The sequence below is a fragment of the Methylobacterium sp. 142-1Y genome (assembly GCF_057747795.1).
The window spans coordinates 4,968,538-4,984,564 of record NZ_CM173224.1; the positions used below are offsets into that span (position 1 = coordinate 4,968,538).

Consider the following 16,027-nt stretch of genomic DNA (forward strand, 5'->3'; position numbering starts at 1 on the left):
TTTGACTATATAAACAGGCTAATTGCCCATTTTTGACCGATGATAAGCGCGGCGATTGCTGCGAGATTCTGCGCATGAACGCGCAGACCCCCATGCCCATCGATCCGCTCGACATCGCCTGGCCGCCCGATCTCCGCGAACAGATGCTCGCGGAGGCTATTGCCGAGGCACGATCCGTCGCCGCGCAGACCATCGCGGCTCTGCCGCCGATGAGCGCGGCCGAAGAGGCGAAGATGGTCGAGGACACCATCACGTTCTGGACGCGCCAGCACGACGCCAAGGTGGAGCGGGTGGCCGAGATCGTCCGCTCGCCCGAGGCCGCCAAGAACCCGATTCTCTCGCTCCACCTGGCGCTGAAGACCGAGCACAGTCCGGCGTTCGCTATCGAAATGATGCGGCTATGGGGCGATCGCGTCCGCACGATGCCGACCGGCGCGGCGCGCTCGACCCGCCTCCGCGCCATCCGTGCCCGCGAAGCGAAGGAGGAAGTATGACCGTCCCCCACCGCACCGCATCGCGGTTCTTCGGCCGACCCTTGCTGCTGACGCCGTCGAGCGCCGAGACGATCTCCGCCTTCCTGCTTTCCCGCCTGTCCGGCCCGGCCGCTGCCGGCGGCCTAGCTGGCATCGAGCACGACGCTGGCGAGAGCCAGCAGGTCTTCCCGAGCCAGGTCAGCGGCGATGGGACGGCGGAGGTCCATACCCCGCGGGCGAGCCGATTCTACGGGGATTATCCCCTTTCCGAGGACGGGAATCGGCGCCCGCTGCCGTTCCGACGCACCACGGGCGGGACCGCCATTATCACGCTGGTCGGCGAGTGGGTGAACCGCGGCGGGTGGATCGGGGCGTCGTCCGGCCTGATCTCCTACGAGGGGTTCAAGGCGCAGCTCGCCGCCGCGGTGCGGGATCCGCGCACGAAGGCGATCCTCCTCGATCTGGAGAGCCCTGGCGGCGAGGCGGTCGGCGCCTTCGAGGCGGCCGACGCCGTCCGGCAGGCCGCCAGGACCAAGCCGGTGATCGCCGTGGTCAACGGCATGGCCGCGTCCGCCGCCTACGCGATCGCCTCGGCGGCCAACCGCATCGTCACCCTCCAGACAGGCGTGTCCGGCTCCATCGGCGTGGTGCTCATGCACCTCGATATCTCGGCCTACCTGAAGGCCGAGGGCATGAAGCCGACCCTGATCCATGCCGGCGCAAAGAAGGTCGACGGGAACCCGTTCGAGCCGCTTCCTAAGAGCGTGCGCGCCGACCTTCAGGCCGAGATCGACGAATTCTACTCCCTCTTCCTGCGGACCGTCGCCGCTGGCCGGCCCGGTCTCACCGAAGGCGCCATCCGGAGCACCGAGGCTGCGACCTTCATGGGCGAGCAGGCCGTCCGAATCGGCCTCGCCGATGCCGTCGGCACGTTCGAGGAAGTCCTGGCCGACCTCGACGCCGGCAAGCCTCTCCCGTCCCAGACCCGGCCCGCACCGGGTCGCCCGTCCGCCTCGACCGAGGCCACCACCCCAAGGAGCCCAAACATGTCCGACGATACCACCCAGCGCGCCCGCGCCGAGGAGCGCAACCGCCTCAACTCGATCCTCAACGGCCCGGAGGCGAAGGGCAGGCAGGAACTGGCGATGAAGCTCGCCACGACCACGGACCTGCCGGTCGGAACGGTCGAGGACATCCTCCGCTCCTCAGCGCGGTCGTCGGGCCTCGACGCCCGCATGGCCGGCCGGACCGAGCTCAATCTCGATGCCGACGCGCCTCCGGCTGGCGCCGGGCAGGCCAGTGCCGTGCAAGAGGGCGCGGACTCTTGGGATGCCGTCATCGACGATCTCAACGCCCGCGCCGGCCTGAAGCGGGGGGCGAACATCCGCCCGGTGCAGGGCGTGGTAGCCGGCACGAACGCCCTCGTGCCCGTGACCCGCTGATGGCCCGGCGCCCTTCTCAGATCGTGTCCGCGGTGGTCGGTCTGCTGACCGGCAACAGCCCGCGCCCGAGCGCGGTGGTCGCCGATGCTCTCGACGCCGCCCGCGAGACGCTGGCGACGGCCGAGGCCGATCTCGCGGCCGCGCAGGCCGAATACGACGTCGCCCTCGATCAGGGCCGCGCCGCAGCGCTCGCCGCGAAGCAGGCGGTGGGCGAGTGCGAACTCGACCGCGACATGGCTGCCAAGGCAGTCAGCAAGCTGGTCGCCGAAGCCGAACAGGCTCGGGAGGTCGAGCGTCGAGCCGAGACCGACCGACTGGTGGCAGAGGCCGACGCCGCAGGGGAGCGCTACCGTGCGGCCGCCGTCGAGGACTGGCCAGCAGTCATCGGCGTCATCCGCGGGATCCTCCGTCTGAGGGCAGAGGCTGAGATCGCGAACAACGCAGCGAGAGCGGCCATCGCCGCCGACCCCGAGCCGGGGCGGCACGCGCTGCGCCAAGGTGTCGACCACTTCCGGACCCGCCCGGGCCGCCCCCGTGAGGTGATCGGTGAGCCGCGGGATATCGAGCTCTGGACGAATGGCCGAGGCGAACCGCTCGGCGACGACGCTCAGGTGCGGATGAAGGTGAAGCCAGACGGCTCCGGCCTGCTGCGGTCCGAGCACACCTCGATGCACTTCCAGCACAAGCGGCTGTTCAAGCAGGTCAGGTACCTCCCGGCCGAGATGTCGGACGTGCCCGACGACTTGGTGAGGAGCGTCGCGATCCCAGGCCTGGTGGCAGGCGACCCTCCCGGGTGGACCCCGGTCGACAAGGACGCGGCGACCATCCTGCGGCTCCTCGACGAGCTGGAGGCCGCGACGCCGGTCGAGGGCAGGACTGACACGCGCCAGCCCCGCACCGACCTGGAGCCGATCGGCAGCCACTACGACGTCGTCCGCCGGAATAGCGGGGCCCGGCCCGCCGGCCGGCCTCACGACGACGAGGCGGCCTGACAGAGATCCGACCCGCGCGACAGCCCTCGTGCGGGCCGGTGGGATGGGACCTCCGAAAAGCCGGGCGGCGCACGCGCCGCCCGGCGCCCTTCCAGATAGGAGACACGGTGGTGATGGCCGGGTTCGTGGTCACGGTAGGCATCGGCGAGACACCCATCTTCGTTTCGGACGACAGCGGGCGCCTTCTCGCGCCTGGCACGTCCGCCGAGCGCGCGGCCGTCGCCGCGGCGCTCGCGGCCGCAGCGGCGCAACTCGCCGCCCTGCCGGCGCCCGCACCCTTCGCGGAACTCGCCGCCCGGCTGATTCCTGCGCTGGCCGAGCTCGGCACCGACGAGTCCGCAGCCGCGATGGACCTCGTCGCCGAGCGCGCCGACGCCGCCACGAAGGCAGTGCTCGCCGCGGACGCCCTGCTCACGCGGCACGCCCTCGCCGACGCAGACCGGCAGATCGCCCAAGCCGAGCGACTTCTCGGCGTCACGGAGCACTAAAGATGTCTAGGGGCGTCATTGAGAGCAAGTTCGTCCTTTCGGCCGAGGACAAAGCATCCGCGTCAATTGCTCAGGTTGTGAAGGCGATCAAGCAAATATCCGAGGCCGAGAAGGTCTCCAGCCAGGTCGACAAGCTCGCCCGCTCGCTGCTGGAAACCGAGAAGGCGCAGAAAGCGGTCACCGCGGCGATGGCCGCGCAGGGCGGCTACCGCCAGGCTCAAGCCAATCTCGCGGCGGCCGGGCTCCAGGCCTCGAAGCTCGCCGGCGAATTGGACAAGGCGCGCAAGGCGGCGGACACGAAGGCGATTCGGGAGCTCGGCGCCCAGCACCGGCGGGCCGAGGCCGAGGTGCGCAAGGCGACCGCCGCCGTCGTGGCCCAGAGCGCGACGCTGCGCAACGCCGAAGCCGCGGTGCGGCACTACGGCGGCGACCTGATGGGCCTCGGTGGTCAGCAGCGCCGGCTCCAGTCGACCATTGAGAGCACGACTCGCGCCCTTCGCCAGCAGGTCGATGCGGAGGAGCGCGCCGCCCGGGCGGCGGCGCACCATCGCCGGGAGATGCAGGAATACGACCGGCACATGCGCCGGCACGGGGCGGTAGGAGCCGCGGTCTCGGCCGCGTCCGGCGCCATCGGATTGCACGGCACCATTCGCGCGGTCGAGCACACGGCGAAGGCCGGTGCGGAGGTCCAGAGCGTCCGGGTCGACATGGCGAAGGCCGGCATCCCGGTCCGCGAGCGCGCCGCACTCGAAGACGACGCGCTGAAGCTCTCCGCCAAATACAAGAACGTGACGCAGGCCGCCGTCATGGAGTTGGCGAAAGAAATCCGGTCGGTGCTGACCCATCCGGAGGAGGTGCCCCACGTCCTCCCGGATCTGGTCAGGGCAAAGTCGCTGCTGGACGCCAAGGACGCAACCGGCAATGCCAGCCGTGATCTGGGACTGCTGGTCAAGGGCGCCGAATCGATCGGCGCCGCCAAGGACCCGCATCGATTCGTCGGACTGCTGGATGGCTACGTGAAGGCCATGCAGGTGATGGGTAAGACCGTCACGCCCGAAGGCATCTATGAGATGCAGAAATATTCGAAGGTCTCGGGTGCCAGGTGGTCGGATCGATTTACGATGACCACGGCCTTGTCGCTCGCCCAGGAGATGGGCGGCTCGACGGCCGGCAACTCGATCCAGATGGCACAGAAGCAGATCGTCGGGGGGATGCAAAACCTCCACTCAAAGGCGAAGGCTTTCGCGGAGATCGGCCTCATTGATCCGAAGAACCTCGACCGATTGAAGAACGGCGAGGTCAAGGGCGTCAAGGCCAACGTCAAGCATGCGGTCAAGGGCGATGACATCGCCGCGAGCGATCTCGACCAGTGGGTCTTCGGCTATCTCGTTCCGCACCTGGATAACTACAAGGACAAGAAGACGGGGAAATACGCCTACCGAGGACTGGGCGATAAGCTGGGGTGGATCCAGAAGAACTTCACCGGAACGGCCGGCGACGTCATCGCGAAGATCCTGACGCAGCGCGAGAGCTTCGAGGCCCACGCCCGCATGTACGGCGAGGCGAAGGGGCTGGAAGGCGTCGACCTGAACAAGGACGACCCGACGGCCGCCCTTGGGGGTCTCACGAAGTCCATGGAGACCTTCGCCGGCGTGCTCGCCTCGCCGGTGATGAAGGATGCCGCGAACATCCTCGACGGGGTCTCGACCAAGATCGGCGAGCTTTCGGTCTCGCTCGACAGGTGGAACAAGGCCCATCCGGACGCGGCCAAGGCGGAGTTGCCGGTCGCGGCGGCGACTGCCATCGCCGGCACCGGCTGGACAACCTACAAGCTCGCACAGTGGGCGCGCAGCTACTTCGGCGGGGGTGGCACCGAGGTTGCGACGAAGGGCGGTTCGTCCTGGCTGGGACGCCTCGTCGAGGGCGTCCCCGGCCTCGGGGTGGCCGCGAGGCTCGGCGGCGCCATCGCCACGCCGCTGGGCATCCTGCGCGATCTCGGCGAAGCCCACCGGCCTATGACGCCACTGGGCGCGCCCTACCGGAACGATCAGGCGATCGACGCCGGCACCTGGGAGCGGGCGCAACGCGGCGCGATGGAGTTCAAGCTCGACCCTGAGGGCAAGCGTGGGCGCGAGATGATGCGCCGGCCGGGCCTTCTGCCGCAGTCGTCCGGAGCCACGATCGGGACGACTGTCGACGACGCCATCCTGGAGCGCGCCCGCCGGAAGGCGGCGGAGCGCATGGCCGATCCCGAGGGCTATCGCGGGAACGAGATCATGCGCCGCAACGCCGCCGAGGCTTGGGGCAAGGAGACCGGCGAGGCGACCGGCGACGGCATCGTGAAGGGCATCCGGGACAAGGCGGACGCGATCCTGCAGCAGGGCCGCGAAATCCTCGAGCGGCTGGGCAAGGAGTTCTCGCCTGGCATCAGGGTTCCGATCCATTTCGTGCCGGGCGAGGGCTTCGGCAGCGGTGGTAGTGCGGGAGGCGGTGGCCTGATCCAGCGCGCTTCGTTCGGCGGCGGGTCCGGTCCCGCCGTGCCGGGCACCCCGGGCACCGCAGGGTTCCGCACCATCCGGGCCGGTGGCCGGTTCGGAGGCCTGGCTGTCGCGGGCGGTGGCGGCCCCTTGGGAGCCGGCACGATGAACTCGAGTGGCGCGAGCCCGGAGGTCGTCGCCTACATCCGGCAGCGTGCCGCAGCGCTCGGGATCGACCCCGACACGGCTGTGGCGGTGGCGAACACCGAGGGTCTGCGTGGCTACCAGCTCGACGGCCGGCGGGACGGCGGCGGCGACAACGGCCGGTCGTTCGGCCCCTACCAGTTATTCTACGGCGGCGGGCTCGGGAACGAGTTCACCCGGCGCACCGGCCTGCATGCCAGCGACAAGAGCACCTACAAGCAGCAGATCGATTTCGCGCTCGGCCACGCCGCCAAGAACGGCTGGAGTTCTTGGTACGGCGCCCGGAACAACGGCATCGGCAACTGGCAGGGCATCGGGCGCGGGCGGGCCGCTGGCGGTTTGCCCGGCATGCCCGCCCGCGGCCCCGGTTACATGGTTCCACTGCACAAGGGCGGAACCGGGCTCTCGCGCTACAGCGACGAGCAGTTGCGCGAGATCGCAGCGGCCGACGGCGAGCGTAAGCGCCAGGAGATGGAACGGCAGATGCGACGTGTTCCGGAGGGCGCCTCGCTCAGGGGCGGCGGCTTCGGCGGTGGTGCCGCGGATCGGATGGAAGCCGCCGCCGCCCGCATCGAATCCGCCTCGCTCCGGACACACCACACCGTCGAGGTGATGGCCTCGCCTGGGCTCCAGGCCCGCACCCGGGGGATGAGCGCCACCGGCCGCGGCCCAATCAAGGCCAACGTCGGGGTGTCGATGCCGGGCGCGCGGGTCGACAACGATTGGGTCTGAGCAGGGCCGGCCCCTTGCTTCCCCTCCCTCTTGCGGGGAGGGGCTGCCCCGCACGCACGCGGGCGCGATCTTGGTAGGAGATGCGCGCAAAAATGCGCGCATGGCTGCCCCACATGCGCGGGGGCGCGATCCTCCGGCGCAATCGATCTGCGCTCACCCCTGGCGGCACGCCGCCCTCACACAGGATCGACACATATGCCCGATCAGCCGGACCGCCTTGTCGGGCGGTTCTCCGCGATCCTCCCGGCCGGGCCCGGGCCGGCTCCCGAGCGGCCGGAGGAGGCCCCGCGCAAGAAGCGGGAGCCGCGGACGCGCTTCTCGTGCCTGCTACCCCTGCCGAAGGAAGGCGACGTGACCCCGGTGTTCGGCAAGGACACAGGCCGGAGGCGCAAGGCCGCCGCACCGGCTGACCTACCGCACCACTGAAGTGCACTGCAGGCGACTAGGCCGCCTGCAGTAATGCACCGATGGGTGCGATTTCGCGCTGAACGGATGCTGTGAACGAACCGACGCGTCGCGGATTGGCCGCTAGCAGGTCGGCAATTTGGCTGCGGATTAGCGGGCCGAAAAAGCGACTACGATAGCTGATTGCCAGAAGGGCGAAGGTGCACGCTTCATTGAAAGCCTTTGCCATAGTAGGCTTTGCCTTATTAAAAGCGAGAACCTCGTCACTCTCTGCATCTTCTACAGCGCGATGGATGAATTGGTCGCGGCGAAGTAGCACGCGCCAAACCTCCCGAGGGGCAGAACGCCTTTCCATGGCGCTGAGAAGGAACGCAAGCAGCCACCGCCGCTCATCTGGCAGCGCCTCGTCGGCGAGCAGAAATCGCGCTGACTTGAAGAACTTGCGGGCATAGAGATCGAGGTGCTCGACACGAGCCCGATCCCAGCGCGCGAGGCGTCCCAGCACGAAGAGCGATCCGAACGCCACCACGCACGCGAGGACGATTGTCGTCAAAACCGTCGTCATGGCCGCCGCTCCTTCCTCGCTCTGCCCACCTTCGGGGTTGTTATCGTAGAAGCCTTGCCTGAAGGCTTCGTTGCCTCGTCCGTGAGTGATTTCACCTCACGCTTGATCATGGCGGACGTCGCTCGAGTTTTCGCGCGATAGCCCAGAAGATCCTTCCATGCCCCCCGCAGTTCCCTGGCGATCGTCCCCCCGTGGATGGTGAGCATCACACCGAAGAAGACCGCCAGGATGAGAATGACCGCATTCCAAACCCCAAGGTCTCTGGCGAGGTTCCCCGCCTCGTGTACGACCTCCTTCAGGTCGATGCTCGCACCCGCCGGCCCCGCCATCCGTGACGCCCCATATCCTTGCCATGGAGCGACTCGGTGTCACCAGTCCTCCTTGCTGTCCCGAAGCCAGCGAAGAGTGGCCGGAATGCGAAAGCTCAGCGTTTGGGTTGTAGGATTCGAGTGGCGGCTTGACAATCGGCCGAATGACCGCTGCGGTCCAATCCACTTAAGAAGCGCATTGGACGACCGCCGATGCTGTGCGCAAGGTCACCAACCCTCGCTGTCATCCCCCATATGGGTTTGCGCCGTGTTGCATCCAAGTGACACTTTACCACGCTATTAGGGGGCTAGCGCGCCACTGACGCGCTGCTCGCCGTCTGGACCACGGCCCCGGAATGCAGGGCGCGCTCTAAGTGCGCCTGTGCTCCTCGCTCGGCGACGCCGGCCAGGGCAAGGGCGATCAGACCGATGCCGAGGGCGGTAAGGAACGCGGCGCGCAGGTTCTGCATGGGTAGGGCCCTGGATCCATCGAAGCGCAGCTATGGCCGGGCAGGGTGGCCGCCGTATGGTCCGCTTCGGGCGTCTTTGGGCCCGGCCGGTGTCAGTCGTATTCGAGACCGATCGTTCGCTCGAACGCCGCCCCGCTCTGCTGCTGCCCCTTCGGATCGGCAACCGAGATGTCGCGGAAGCCGCGCGACATCAGCTCCCGGACCTTGTCGAGCGCCTGCAAGTCCGTGCCGCAGGCGAACACGAGCGCGCGGCCGGTCGGGTCTGTTCCTGTCACCTTGTACAAGCTCGATCTCCTGATCGGCGCCGAGCTTACGGTAGCCCGTGGCTGCCCGAGAGCGAGCACGAAGCACGACGACCCCGCTGCCTTGCCGGGCGCGGGGTTGTTGTGTCATTAATTTCTGTGGAGCCTCGAAACTCCCGTGACGGTCCCTTGCCGGGGATAGCGTCACAGCCACAGACGGAAGCCCATCACCTTGCCGGGTGTTCGGCCCCGTAACGAACGTGCTCACCTCCCGGTGAGCGCGAACGGCCTCACTTTGCCGGGAGTGCCGCAGCACCGTCAAGAGCAATCTTGGCGGCGATACAACAACCCCTCGGGGTGAAGGCTGCGGCGCACGTTCTCTGTGGCGTGTTTCGAGACTCCCGGCGCCAGTGCCGTTCGCTGGCATGGATGCGAGCCCCTCGAAAGGTGAGCGTCCCCGGCCCTCGAAAGCCGGCTCACACAGAGAGCCAACCCCTATGGGTTCTGTCCACATCGCTGCCCAGGGCAGCGCCATGCGCCGCGTCATCCGCGCGGAACGCACCCCCGCACCCTCCGGCCTGACGCCGGAACAGGCGCTCGACAACCTCCGCGCCGGCCTCGACTTCTTCTTCGCCGAGACCAGACCGGCGGAGATCGCGGCCGAGATGGCCGCGGATCGCCACCGGGTCCAGGCGCTGCGCCGGTCGATCGCCGACCGCATCGAGGCGGACCTCGCGATCCTCGACGCGCTAGCGCCCGACGTCGACCTTGAGGACGGGCACGACGTCGAGGACGTCGCCCTCCCGATGCGAGGGGGGTGCGCGGCATGCCCCTCTACGAAGCCAAGGCGCGGGCCCGCGCCCCGGAGGACACCCGCGATGCCACCGAGGAGGCGATCGACCTCGTCGGCGCGCTCTCCGCGATTTTCGCCTACGGGGAGGAGGTTGGCCAACTCGACAGCCCGTCTTGCACCGGCGGCGCGGCGGTGGCGCGCGCACTCCACCACCACCTCTGCCTCATCCTGGCGGACCTGAACGCGGCCGCGATGCCGGTGGGCAGCGCCTCGAGTTCCGCTCCCCGGCAGGCCGAGCCGGTCACCGAGCGCGACCCGCCCGACATCGAGGAAGACGCCAAGCACGTCGCTGGCCTGCTCCGCGTCCTGCGCGACGCTCTGCGGACCGGCGAGCGCAACGGCGGCCTCGACATCGAGGCGACGGAAGGTGCGATCGAGCTCGTCAACGATGCCCTCGACACGGCCGGGCGCCTGCGGGGCGACGCGGCCGACCTGCGGGCTCACGCGACGGCGGGAGGTGCCCGATGAACCGGCGCACGCAGCACGAGGTCCCCAACGGGCCCGACCGCAGCCGCAAGAGGCTGCTCATGGACATGGAGGACACTCTCTCTCGCGTCGAGGATCTCGCCAGCGTGGTCTGGATGGCCTTCCACTCGGGTGCCGAGTCCGGCGAGCTGTCCATCAGGCGCTGCCACGGCGGGATGCAGGTGGCGACGCAGCTCGAGGAACGCATCACGGAGGTGACCCGGCTGTTCGAGGCCATCCGGGACACGTGGCCCGCCGAAGAACGGGGAGGCGCATGATGGCCGTGCCTGCCGGCGTCGAACCGTCCCACGCGAACGTCTCGCGCACCCTCAACTCCGCCTCGCTGCTCCTGACCGTGCTGCGCAACCTCCTCGATGGTCCGGACCGCGACCTACCCGAGGAACTGCGCATCGCAGCTGGTGAGGTGGTGCGCCAGACCGAAAGGCTGGTGCTGGACGCGCAGGAGGAGACCGACACGCTGGACAGCCGGGGCAGTACCGAGCGCTGCGGCGCGGTGAGCCCCGGGGCGGGGCGGGCATGAGCGCCCTCGCCATCCTCCACGCCTGGCCCCTGCGCCGCATCCGCCGGGCCATGCGGGAGTTCCGCGAGAACGTGGAGGCGTATGAAGCCGCCTACGGTCGACCGCCCTTCACGCCGGCTGATCGGGCCTAACGACGAGAGCCCCGGCCTGCCTTCGGGCGGCCGGAACTTTCGCCTCGCCCACGGTGGTTACGGAGACAAACTGCATTATGTGAAACCGAATAAAAAGTCTGGTCGCGAGCGTTTGCATGTCTACAACTCCGCGTGTCATTCTCGTGTTCGGGTTGTCTGGGGTAGGCAAGTCGTGGCTTTGCTCAAGATATGCAGCTCAAACAGGAACTTTGCGCGTTACAGCAAGCACTCTTTTGCGACGCGCAAAAGAGGCCGCGTCTGGCAGGCCGGTTGATTCCGAGGCTCTTCGAACTGGGGCCGTGCTCGACAATCAACAAATCCTAGTCACAGAATTTAGGCACCTGAGAGAGTCAGCTTCGCAAAATATAATCTTTGATGGACATAACGTAATCGATACCGGTGAGGGCCTCGTCTTCATACCTCATACGGTCATTAGAGATTTGAGTCCCAGCGCAATCATCTTTGTATCTGGAGATCCAGAGATGATCTGCGCCAGACGCGAGCAAGATACTTCGCGAGTAAGACCAGTTCGTACAATTGAAGTTATTTCTGACCATCAAAATGCTGCCATTAGGTCCGCAAAAGAGTCTGCTTCTGGACTACAAATTTCGTTTTTTGTTGTGGAAGCGGGAAAAGAATCCGACTTCTCGGATGCTATCAAAAGCGTATCTTAGAAATCTCAACCCTCGCGGACTCTGCAACGTCCATCCAACCGGTTCGAGATACATTCAAATCAAACAGAAAAAATCTGCCGGAGACCCTTGCTACAAGTGAGGATCGCCCCACACTTTAGGTGTCAGTAGAACTATCGTACTCTAGGGGTCAAGGAAATGGCCGGCAGCCTCCAACTTACAAAGTTCAAAGATGTTGCACTGGAAGATCCTTTCTTCGATAGTTTGAAAGCTCAATATAAAGAATTTCCAATTTGGTTCGCCAAAAAATCGGAAGATTCAGTATATATTGTTAAGGACGATCGTGACAAACTAAGAGGTTTTGTATATCTAAAAATCGAAGAGGGAGCTATCGACGATGTCGATCCGCCCCTTCCGCCCGCAAAACGAATCAAAGTTGGAACTTTAAAAATTAATGCACATGGGACCAAGCTTGGAGAGCGGGTAATTAAGAAAATATTCGACCACGCTTTCGCAGAGGACGCGCAAGAGATTTATGTAACAGTATTTGATACCCATGCCTCTCTCATAAAACTATTTAAAAAATATGGCTTCGAACAGAAGGGTTCAAAAATTACTGCAAATGGTGAAGAAATTGTTCTTGTAAGATCGCTTTCTGAAATGCAAGAAGATATAATAAAGGACTATCCATACATACATACTTATGGAGTAAATGTTTTTTTGTTAGCCATATATCCAAAATTTCATACAGATCTTTTTCCGGACTCAATGCTGAAGACTGAGAAAGGACATATAGTTGAGGACTTATCTCACACAAACACAATTCACAAGGTTTATGTCGCGAAACTCACTTTAACCCAAATGAAAAAGGGGGATGTTGTTGTAATCTATAGAGCCACCGATATAAAAGGTCGCGCCAGGTTCAGATCTGTTGCGACATCAATATGCGTTGTAGAAGAAACAAAATCGCGTCGAGATTTTGCAGATGAAGATGATTTTGTAAAATATACGGCCCCTCATAGCGTATTTCCTGAAGAAGAGCTAAGAGACTGGTATAAAGATAAAAAAAGACGCCTTTTTGTGATAAAAATGACTTACAATGCGGCGCTTCCTAAGCGCCCGATACGAGATATTCTCATGGGCGATGTTGGTATTCCAGAGCAACCTCGATGGGACATAAAAAGGCTTACTCATGACCATCTTGATAGAATCGTTGAATTGGCAGAGCTAAATGGGCGCCTCATAGTCGAGTGACTTATTGGATGGCGGCGGAGGCGCTTGGTTAACATGAATCACCAAATCGCCTCTGCTTATTAATAGCTCGATCCACAGCCCATCAACACTGCTGCTGTGAAGTCTGTGGAGCTTGAATATTAAGAGTTGCAGACAAATATGACTCATGCGATACTTTTGGTACGTAAAAAGAGTGGTTATTATGCTTTTGACACGCGAGCGTGCCATATCCGTCGTCCACTTCGACGCGATAGAACCGACAACAATCCGGGAACAGCTAAAAAACTGTTTTCCAGATTTAGAGGTCGTTCCTCGTGCAAAGTTCAAGTTGGACTGTCAGTTTACGGCAGCTGTCAAAGCCCATGAAAAGCGCACAACCATCCGCTACACACGCAACGGTGTCGAATATCCTGAGCATGACAAACTTCCACTGCTCGAAGTCGCCTCGTCTTGCCCTGAAAAGGTGAAACATATTGGAGATATGCGCATTGTAGGAATTTGTTACAAGCAATTTGGTCAGCTTGATGACAACGATGCTAAGCGCGATGGCTTTTCATCATCGAGAGAACTCAAGAATAAGCTTTGCGAATTTTATGGTAAAATAAACAATTCAGAATTTGTTACTGTTTTCTCAGTAGAAATGACTTGACGAGCGTGAGGTCATTTCTGCTAATTTTTATTCAGAGACATTGCTCAAATTAGCCAAGCGGGCCTCGTGGACCTGCTTGCGGGGCAGGCCAAGATCGGTGACGGTGGAAATGTTCCGGGCGGGAACATTTGCATCGTACTGATTAGCCCCACTCCCGCCGCGGCCTGCTACTTCGCCCCGCGCCTGCGCCGCGTCGTAGTCGTCGGCAAGCCGGCGCTTGGCGAGCGCCTCGGTCTCGACGGCATCTGACGGGGCCAGGTTCCTGGCATGAGCCGATCACGGGGTGATCTCGCGGTCATCAGATCGCGAGGTCCTCGGCCGTGAACGGGCGTTGCTCGGCGGCGAGAAGCAACAGGTGCAGGGCATCGATGCTGAGGTCGCCGTCCGGATCGCCCCAGCCGACGGCGGTGCCGTAGGCGATGATCTGAGGCTGGCTGAACAGCGCGGGATCCCGCAGCGGGGCGAGCACGGGGCTCGCCCGCGCGATCCAGCCAGCGAGCTCGATGACGTCCTCGCCACCGTCCTTCCAGGCGACGCGCAAGGCGGTGTCGCTCTCGGCCGACACCGCGGCGATGCGGGGCATGTCCGTGCTCATGGTGGTTCCTCAGGCGATGGGGAATCGGGGAGTGATGCGCCTCCCTGATCCCGCTGTCACGGTTAGCGTCAGCTTGGCGCCTGACGCTTCGAGCTCGGCGAGCCAGCCGCCAGGACGTTCGCGAGCAACGCCTTCAGCTCTTGTTCTGAGGGACTGCCGGACGTCCTTGCCGTCCTTCTGGAAGCGGCCCTAATACGCTTGCCCACGACGGTAGGTGTCGGCTGCTCGGGCGCGGTCTTCAAGGTCGATTCCCACCACTGTCGCACGGCGGTCAGGTCGAACACCCAGCTTGATCTTGGCCCGAACGGCTGTCGAGCGCCCGGCACCCGGCCGGCGGCCGCCATGCGGATCCAGTGCCGCTCGGTGAACCCGAACTCCTCCACGAGACGGGCTGCGCTGACGTTCATGCTCCCTGCCTCCGTCATAAGCGCCAGGCGCGCCCCGGGACCGCCCGCAGGCGGCCCGGGGGCGGGTCCCGCCCTCATGCGATGGGCATGGCCGGTTGGATGCGGCTCGCCTGGGTCGCCTCTCGCCCCGCGGCAGTGACGCTGGCACCCGACCAACCGAGCGCGGCCGCGTCCGCAGCCTCGGGCCAGAGCGGCGTGTCGTCGGTGATCTCGTCTCGGGACGGAACGCGGTGGGGCATGTCTCTCACCTCGTGCGGCTCAACGCGCCAGGGCCGGCGCAGCAAGACGGTGCGACAGATCGGCCCAAGCTGGCTCGCGGAGTTGAACCCCCGCTGAACTCCGGACCCCAGAAACGACGAAGGCGGCCCGGAGGCCGCCTGTCGTAAGTCTCTGCCGGTACAGAGGTTTTTTGGTCGGAGCGAGAGGATTCGAACCTCCGACCCCTAGTCCCCCAGACTAGTGCGCTAACCGGGCTGCGCTACGCTCCGACGCCCCCGAGAGGGCGAGCGGGGTATTAGCGCCGCGCTCGCGTCCGCGCAAGCCCCTTCGTGCCGGCGGCGTCAGCCGGCGAGGACGTCGGGGGCGCGGTGGTCGGCGGGGACGCCGTCGATCAGGAAGGCGACGCCGTCGGAATGGGTCGTGCGCAGGGGCAGGATCGCCTGGTAGGCCGGGGACTCGTACCAGGCGCGGGCCCGGGCGCGGTCCGGGAAGGCGATGACGACGAGGTCGCCGGAGAAGTCGCCCTCGAGCGGCTCGGGGCGGGCGCCGTGGATGAGGAAGCGGCCACCGAACGGCGCCAGGGTGGCGTCGATGCGCGCGAGATAGGTGGCGATCGCCGGGCCGAGGGTGACGCGGCGCAGATGGGCGACGGCGTAGGCGGGGCGCGTCATGGGGGCGTCTCTCCTGGTTCTGTTCGAGCCTGCTTGCGCGGCGGGGCGAGGCGGTGGAGCAGGGCGGCGGTCTCGGGATCGGCGGGGAAGAAGGCCTCGACGGCGAGCTCCGCCAGCGTGATGTCGACGGGCGTGCCGAACACCGTGATGGTCGACAGGAACGAGAGGCGGCCCGCCGGGACGGCGAGGACGAGGGGGACCGCCACCCCGGCGCCGTCGCCCGGACCATCCGGGGCTTCGGGCGCGGGGTAGGCGGAGAGCTCGTCCAGGAGCCGGGCGAGGCCGGGGTCGCCGCTCGCCGTGCCCTGCCGGTGCAGGCGGTCGAGGAGGTGGGCGCGCCATTCGCCCAGGTTGAGGATGCGCGGCGCCAGGCCGCCGGGATGCAGGCTGAGCCGCAGCACGTTCACCGGCGGGGCGAGGAGGGCGGGATCGACCCCGTCGAGGAGCGGGGCGAGGGCGGCGTTGGCGGCGAGCAGGGTCCAGTGGCGGTCGATGGCGAGGGCCGGGTAGGGGGCGTGGCCGTCGAGGATCCGCGCCACCGCCCGGCGGGCCGGGGCCAAAGCCGGATCGTCGAGGGCGCGCTCGGCGAAGACCGGGGCGTAGCCGGCGGCGAGCAGCAGGGCGTTGCGCTCGCGTAAGGGGATCCCCAAGCGCTCGGCGAGATGGAGCAGCATCGCCCGGCTCGCCCGGGCGCGGCCGCTCTCGAGGCAGCTCAGGTGGCGCTGGGAGATCTCCGCCTCCAGCGCCAGGGCGAGCTGGCTCAGGTGCCGGCGCCGGCGCCAGGCCCGCAGGATGTCGCCCGGCGGGCCGGCGGTGCCGAGGATCACGGGGGG

Annotated in this window: 22 protein-coding genes and 1 tRNA gene; 14 read left to right on the forward strand and 9 right to left on the reverse strand. The window is 65.4% G+C overall.

All coding sequences use genetic code 11. The features are described from left to right. The first annotated feature begins 74 nt into the window (after positions 1-74). The 6 genes from AC3AOF_RS22815 to AC3AOF_RS22840 all read left to right on the forward strand — a co-directional run bounded on the left by AC3AOF_RS22815 (position 75) and on the right by AC3AOF_RS22840 (position 7,234). The gene (locus AC3AOF_RS22815; RefSeq protein ID WP_488346587.1) at positions 75-494 is read left to right on the forward strand and encodes a hypothetical protein; all 420 of its coding nucleotides are present in this window, start codon (positions 75-77) and stop codon (positions 492-494) included. Next, positions 491-1,915 (forward strand): S49 family peptidase, encoded by a 1,425-nt coding sequence (locus AC3AOF_RS22820; RefSeq protein ID WP_488346588.1) that lies wholly within the window; start codon positions 491-493, stop codon positions 1,913-1,915. Before AC3AOF_RS22815 ends, AC3AOF_RS22820 begins: the two co-directional genes overlap by 4 nt. Next, positions 1,915-2,907 (forward strand): hypothetical protein, encoded by a 993-nt coding sequence (locus tag AC3AOF_RS22825; protein ID WP_488346589.1) that lies wholly within the window; start codon positions 1,915-1,917, stop codon positions 2,905-2,907. Before AC3AOF_RS22820 ends, AC3AOF_RS22825 begins: the two co-directional genes overlap by 1 nt. A gap of 113 nt (positions 2,908-3,020) precedes the next feature. After that, complete coding sequence (locus tag AC3AOF_RS22830) at positions 3,021-3,395, forward strand: hypothetical protein (RefSeq protein WP_488346590.1); 375 nt, start codon at positions 3,021-3,023, stop codon at positions 3,393-3,395. Between the two features lie 2 nt (positions 3,396-3,397). Further along, positions 3,398-6,808: a hypothetical protein gene (locus AC3AOF_RS22835; RefSeq protein WP_488346591.1), complete on the forward strand. Its 3,411-nt coding sequence runs from the start codon at positions 3,398-3,400 to the stop codon at positions 6,806-6,808. Positions 6,809-7,003: 195 nt separating this feature from the next. After that, complete coding sequence (locus AC3AOF_RS22840; RefSeq protein WP_488346592.1) at positions 7,004-7,234, forward strand: hypothetical protein; 231 nt, start codon at positions 7,004-7,006, stop codon at positions 7,232-7,234. A 16-nt stretch (positions 7,235-7,250) separates the two neighbouring features. On the opposite strand, the gene AC3AOF_RS22845 is transcribed toward AC3AOF_RS22840, so the two are convergent. The 4 genes from AC3AOF_RS22845 to AC3AOF_RS22860 all read right to left on the reverse strand — a co-directional run bounded on the left by AC3AOF_RS22845 (position 7,251) and on the right by AC3AOF_RS22860 (position 8,840). Further along, positions 7,251-7,778: a hypothetical protein gene (locus AC3AOF_RS22845; RefSeq protein ID WP_488346593.1), complete on the reverse strand. Its 528-nt coding sequence runs from the start codon at positions 7,776-7,778 to the stop codon at positions 7,251-7,253. Further along, entirely contained in the window at positions 7,775-8,107 is a 333-nt protein-coding gene (locus tag AC3AOF_RS22850; protein WP_488346594.1) for a hypothetical protein, read from the reverse strand. The genes AC3AOF_RS22845 and AC3AOF_RS22850 overlap by 4 nt, the downstream gene beginning before the upstream one ends. Positions 8,108-8,394: 287 nt before the next feature. After that, a complete protein-coding gene (locus AC3AOF_RS22855; RefSeq protein WP_488346595.1) occupies positions 8,395-8,556 on the reverse strand; it encodes a hypothetical protein in 162 nt (53 codons plus the stop codon). A gap of 92 nt (positions 8,557-8,648) precedes the next feature. Continuing rightward, positions 8,649-8,840 carry a hypothetical protein gene (locus tag AC3AOF_RS22860; RefSeq protein WP_488346596.1) on the reverse strand — a complete coding sequence of 64 codons (192 nt, stop codon included), beginning with the start codon at positions 8,838-8,840 and terminating at the stop codon, positions 8,649-8,651. Between the two features lie 784 nt (positions 8,841-9,624). Between AC3AOF_RS22860 and AC3AOF_RS22865 the strand changes: the two genes are divergently transcribed. The 8 genes from AC3AOF_RS22865 to AC3AOF_RS22900 all read left to right on the forward strand — a co-directional run bounded on the left by AC3AOF_RS22865 (position 9,625) and on the right by AC3AOF_RS22900 (position 13,551). Further along, on the forward strand, positions 9,625-10,119 hold the full coding sequence (locus AC3AOF_RS22865; protein WP_488346597.1) for a hypothetical protein: 495 nt from the start codon (positions 9,625-9,627) through the stop codon (positions 10,117-10,119). After that, entirely contained in the window at positions 10,116-10,394 is a 279-nt protein-coding gene (locus AC3AOF_RS22870) for a hypothetical protein (protein ID WP_488346598.1), read from the forward strand. The genes AC3AOF_RS22865 and AC3AOF_RS22870 overlap by 4 nt, the downstream gene beginning before the upstream one ends. Then, entirely contained in the window at positions 10,394-10,657 is a 264-nt protein-coding gene (locus AC3AOF_RS22875) for a hypothetical protein (protein ID WP_488346599.1), read from the forward strand. The genes AC3AOF_RS22870 and AC3AOF_RS22875 overlap by 1 nt, the downstream gene beginning before the upstream one ends. Continuing rightward, on the forward strand, positions 10,654-10,788 hold the full coding sequence (locus AC3AOF_RS22880) for a hypothetical protein (RefSeq protein ID WP_488346600.1): 135 nt from the start codon (positions 10,654-10,656) through the stop codon (positions 10,786-10,788). Before AC3AOF_RS22875 ends, AC3AOF_RS22880 begins: the two co-directional genes overlap by 4 nt. 116 nt (positions 10,789-10,904) lie before the next feature. Further along, the gene (locus tag AC3AOF_RS22885; protein ID WP_488346601.1) at positions 10,905-11,462 is read left to right on the forward strand and encodes an ATP-binding protein; all 558 of its coding nucleotides are present in this window, start codon (positions 10,905-10,907) and stop codon (positions 11,460-11,462) included. 156 nt (positions 11,463-11,618) lie between these two features. Beyond that, entirely contained in the window at positions 11,619-12,674 is a 1,056-nt protein-coding gene (locus AC3AOF_RS22890; RefSeq protein ID WP_488346602.1) for a GNAT family N-acetyltransferase, read from the forward strand. A gap of 181 nt (positions 12,675-12,855) precedes the next feature. Next, positions 12,856-13,302: a hypothetical protein gene (locus AC3AOF_RS22895; protein ID WP_488346603.1), complete on the forward strand. Its 447-nt coding sequence runs from the start codon at positions 12,856-12,858 to the stop codon at positions 13,300-13,302. A 66-nt stretch (positions 13,303-13,368) separates the two neighbouring features. Beyond that, entirely contained in the window at positions 13,369-13,551 is a 183-nt protein-coding gene (locus tag AC3AOF_RS22900; RefSeq protein WP_488346604.1) for a hypothetical protein, read from the forward strand. Between the two features lie 49 nt (positions 13,552-13,600). Here AC3AOF_RS22900 and AC3AOF_RS22905 read toward each other — a convergent pair whose 3' ends face one another. From AC3AOF_RS22905 to AC3AOF_RS22925, 5 genes are all read right to left on the reverse strand, one after another. Further along, on the reverse strand, positions 13,601-13,897 hold the full coding sequence (locus tag AC3AOF_RS22905) for a hypothetical protein (RefSeq protein WP_488346605.1): 297 nt from the start codon (positions 13,895-13,897) through the stop codon (positions 13,601-13,603). Between the two features lie 68 nt (positions 13,898-13,965). After that, complete coding sequence (locus AC3AOF_RS22910; RefSeq protein ID WP_488346606.1) at positions 13,966-14,304, reverse strand: hypothetical protein; 339 nt, start codon at positions 14,302-14,304, stop codon at positions 13,966-13,968. Positions 14,305-14,714: 410 nt separating this feature from the next. Next, a tRNA-Pro gene (locus AC3AOF_RS22915) sits at positions 14,715-14,792 on the reverse strand. Positions 14,793-14,864: 72 nt separating this feature from the next. Then, complete coding sequence (locus tag AC3AOF_RS22920) at positions 14,865-15,194, reverse strand: DUF1330 domain-containing protein (protein WP_236988734.1); 330 nt, start codon at positions 15,192-15,194, stop codon at positions 14,865-14,867. Beyond that, positions 15,191-16,018 carry a helix-turn-helix domain-containing protein gene (locus AC3AOF_RS22925; RefSeq protein ID WP_488349036.1) on the reverse strand — a complete coding sequence of 276 codons (828 nt, stop codon included), beginning with the start codon at positions 16,016-16,018 and terminating at the stop codon, positions 15,191-15,193. Before AC3AOF_RS22925 ends, AC3AOF_RS22920 begins: the two co-directional genes overlap by 4 nt. Positions 16,019-16,027 lie beyond the last annotated feature (9 nt).

Bases quoted from the DNA above. Each gene is read 5' to 3' on its own strand.
- AC3AOF_RS22815 (WP_488346587.1), top strand. From the start codon at position 75: ATGAACGCGCAGACCCCCATGCCCATCGATCCGCTCGACATCGCCTGG.
- AC3AOF_RS22820 (WP_488346588.1), top strand. From the start codon at position 491: ATGACCGTCCCCCACCGCACCGCATCGCGGTTCTTCGGCCGACCCTTG.
- AC3AOF_RS22825 (WP_488346589.1), top strand. From the start codon at position 1,915: ATGGCCCGGCGCCCTTCTCAGATCGTGTCCGCGGTGGTCGGTCTGCTG.
- AC3AOF_RS22830 (WP_488346590.1), top strand. From the start codon at position 3,021: ATGGCCGGGTTCGTGGTCACGGTAGGCATCGGCGAGACACCCATCTTC.
- AC3AOF_RS22835 (WP_488346591.1), top strand. From the start codon at position 3,398: ATGTCTAGGGGCGTCATTGAGAGCAAGTTCGTCCTTTCGGCCGAGGAC.
- AC3AOF_RS22840 (WP_488346592.1), top strand. From the start codon at position 7,004: ATGCCCGATCAGCCGGACCGCCTTGTCGGGCGGTTCTCCGCGATCCTC.
- AC3AOF_RS22845 (WP_488346593.1), bottom strand. From the start codon at position 7,778: ATGACGACGGTTTTGACGACAATCGTCCTCGCGTGCGTGGTGGCGTTC.
- AC3AOF_RS22850 (WP_488346594.1), bottom strand. From the start codon at position 8,107: ATGGCGGGGCCGGCGGGTGCGAGCATCGACCTGAAGGAGGTCGTACAC.
- AC3AOF_RS22855 (WP_488346595.1), bottom strand. From the start codon at position 8,556: ATGCAGAACCTGCGCGCCGCGTTCCTTACCGCCCTCGGCATCGGTCTG.
- AC3AOF_RS22865 (WP_488346597.1), top strand. From the start codon at position 9,625: ATGCCCCTCTACGAAGCCAAGGCGCGGGCCCGCGCCCCGGAGGACACC.
- AC3AOF_RS22870 (WP_488346598.1), top strand. From the start codon at position 10,116: ATGAACCGGCGCACGCAGCACGAGGTCCCCAACGGGCCCGACCGCAGC.
- AC3AOF_RS22875 (WP_488346599.1), top strand. From the start codon at position 10,394: ATGGCCGTGCCTGCCGGCGTCGAACCGTCCCACGCGAACGTCTCGCGC.
- AC3AOF_RS22880 (WP_488346600.1), top strand. From the start codon at position 10,654: ATGAGCGCCCTCGCCATCCTCCACGCCTGGCCCCTGCGCCGCATCCGC.
- AC3AOF_RS22885 (WP_488346601.1), top strand. From the start codon at position 10,905: ATGTCTACAACTCCGCGTGTCATTCTCGTGTTCGGGTTGTCTGGGGTA.
- AC3AOF_RS22890 (WP_488346602.1), top strand. From the start codon at position 11,619: ATGGCCGGCAGCCTCCAACTTACAAAGTTCAAAGATGTTGCACTGGAA.
- AC3AOF_RS22895 (WP_488346603.1), top strand. From the start codon at position 12,856: ATGCTTTTGACACGCGAGCGTGCCATATCCGTCGTCCACTTCGACGCG.
- AC3AOF_RS22905 (WP_488346605.1), bottom strand. From the start codon at position 13,897: ATGAGCACGGACATGCCCCGCATCGCCGCGGTGTCGGCCGAGAGCGAC.
- AC3AOF_RS22910 (WP_488346606.1), bottom strand. From the start codon at position 14,304: ATGAACGTCAGCGCAGCCCGTCTCGTGGAGGAGTTCGGGTTCACCGAG.
- AC3AOF_RS22920 (WP_236988734.1), bottom strand. From the start codon at position 15,194: ATGACGCGCCCCGCCTACGCCGTCGCCCATCTGCGCCGCGTCACCCTC.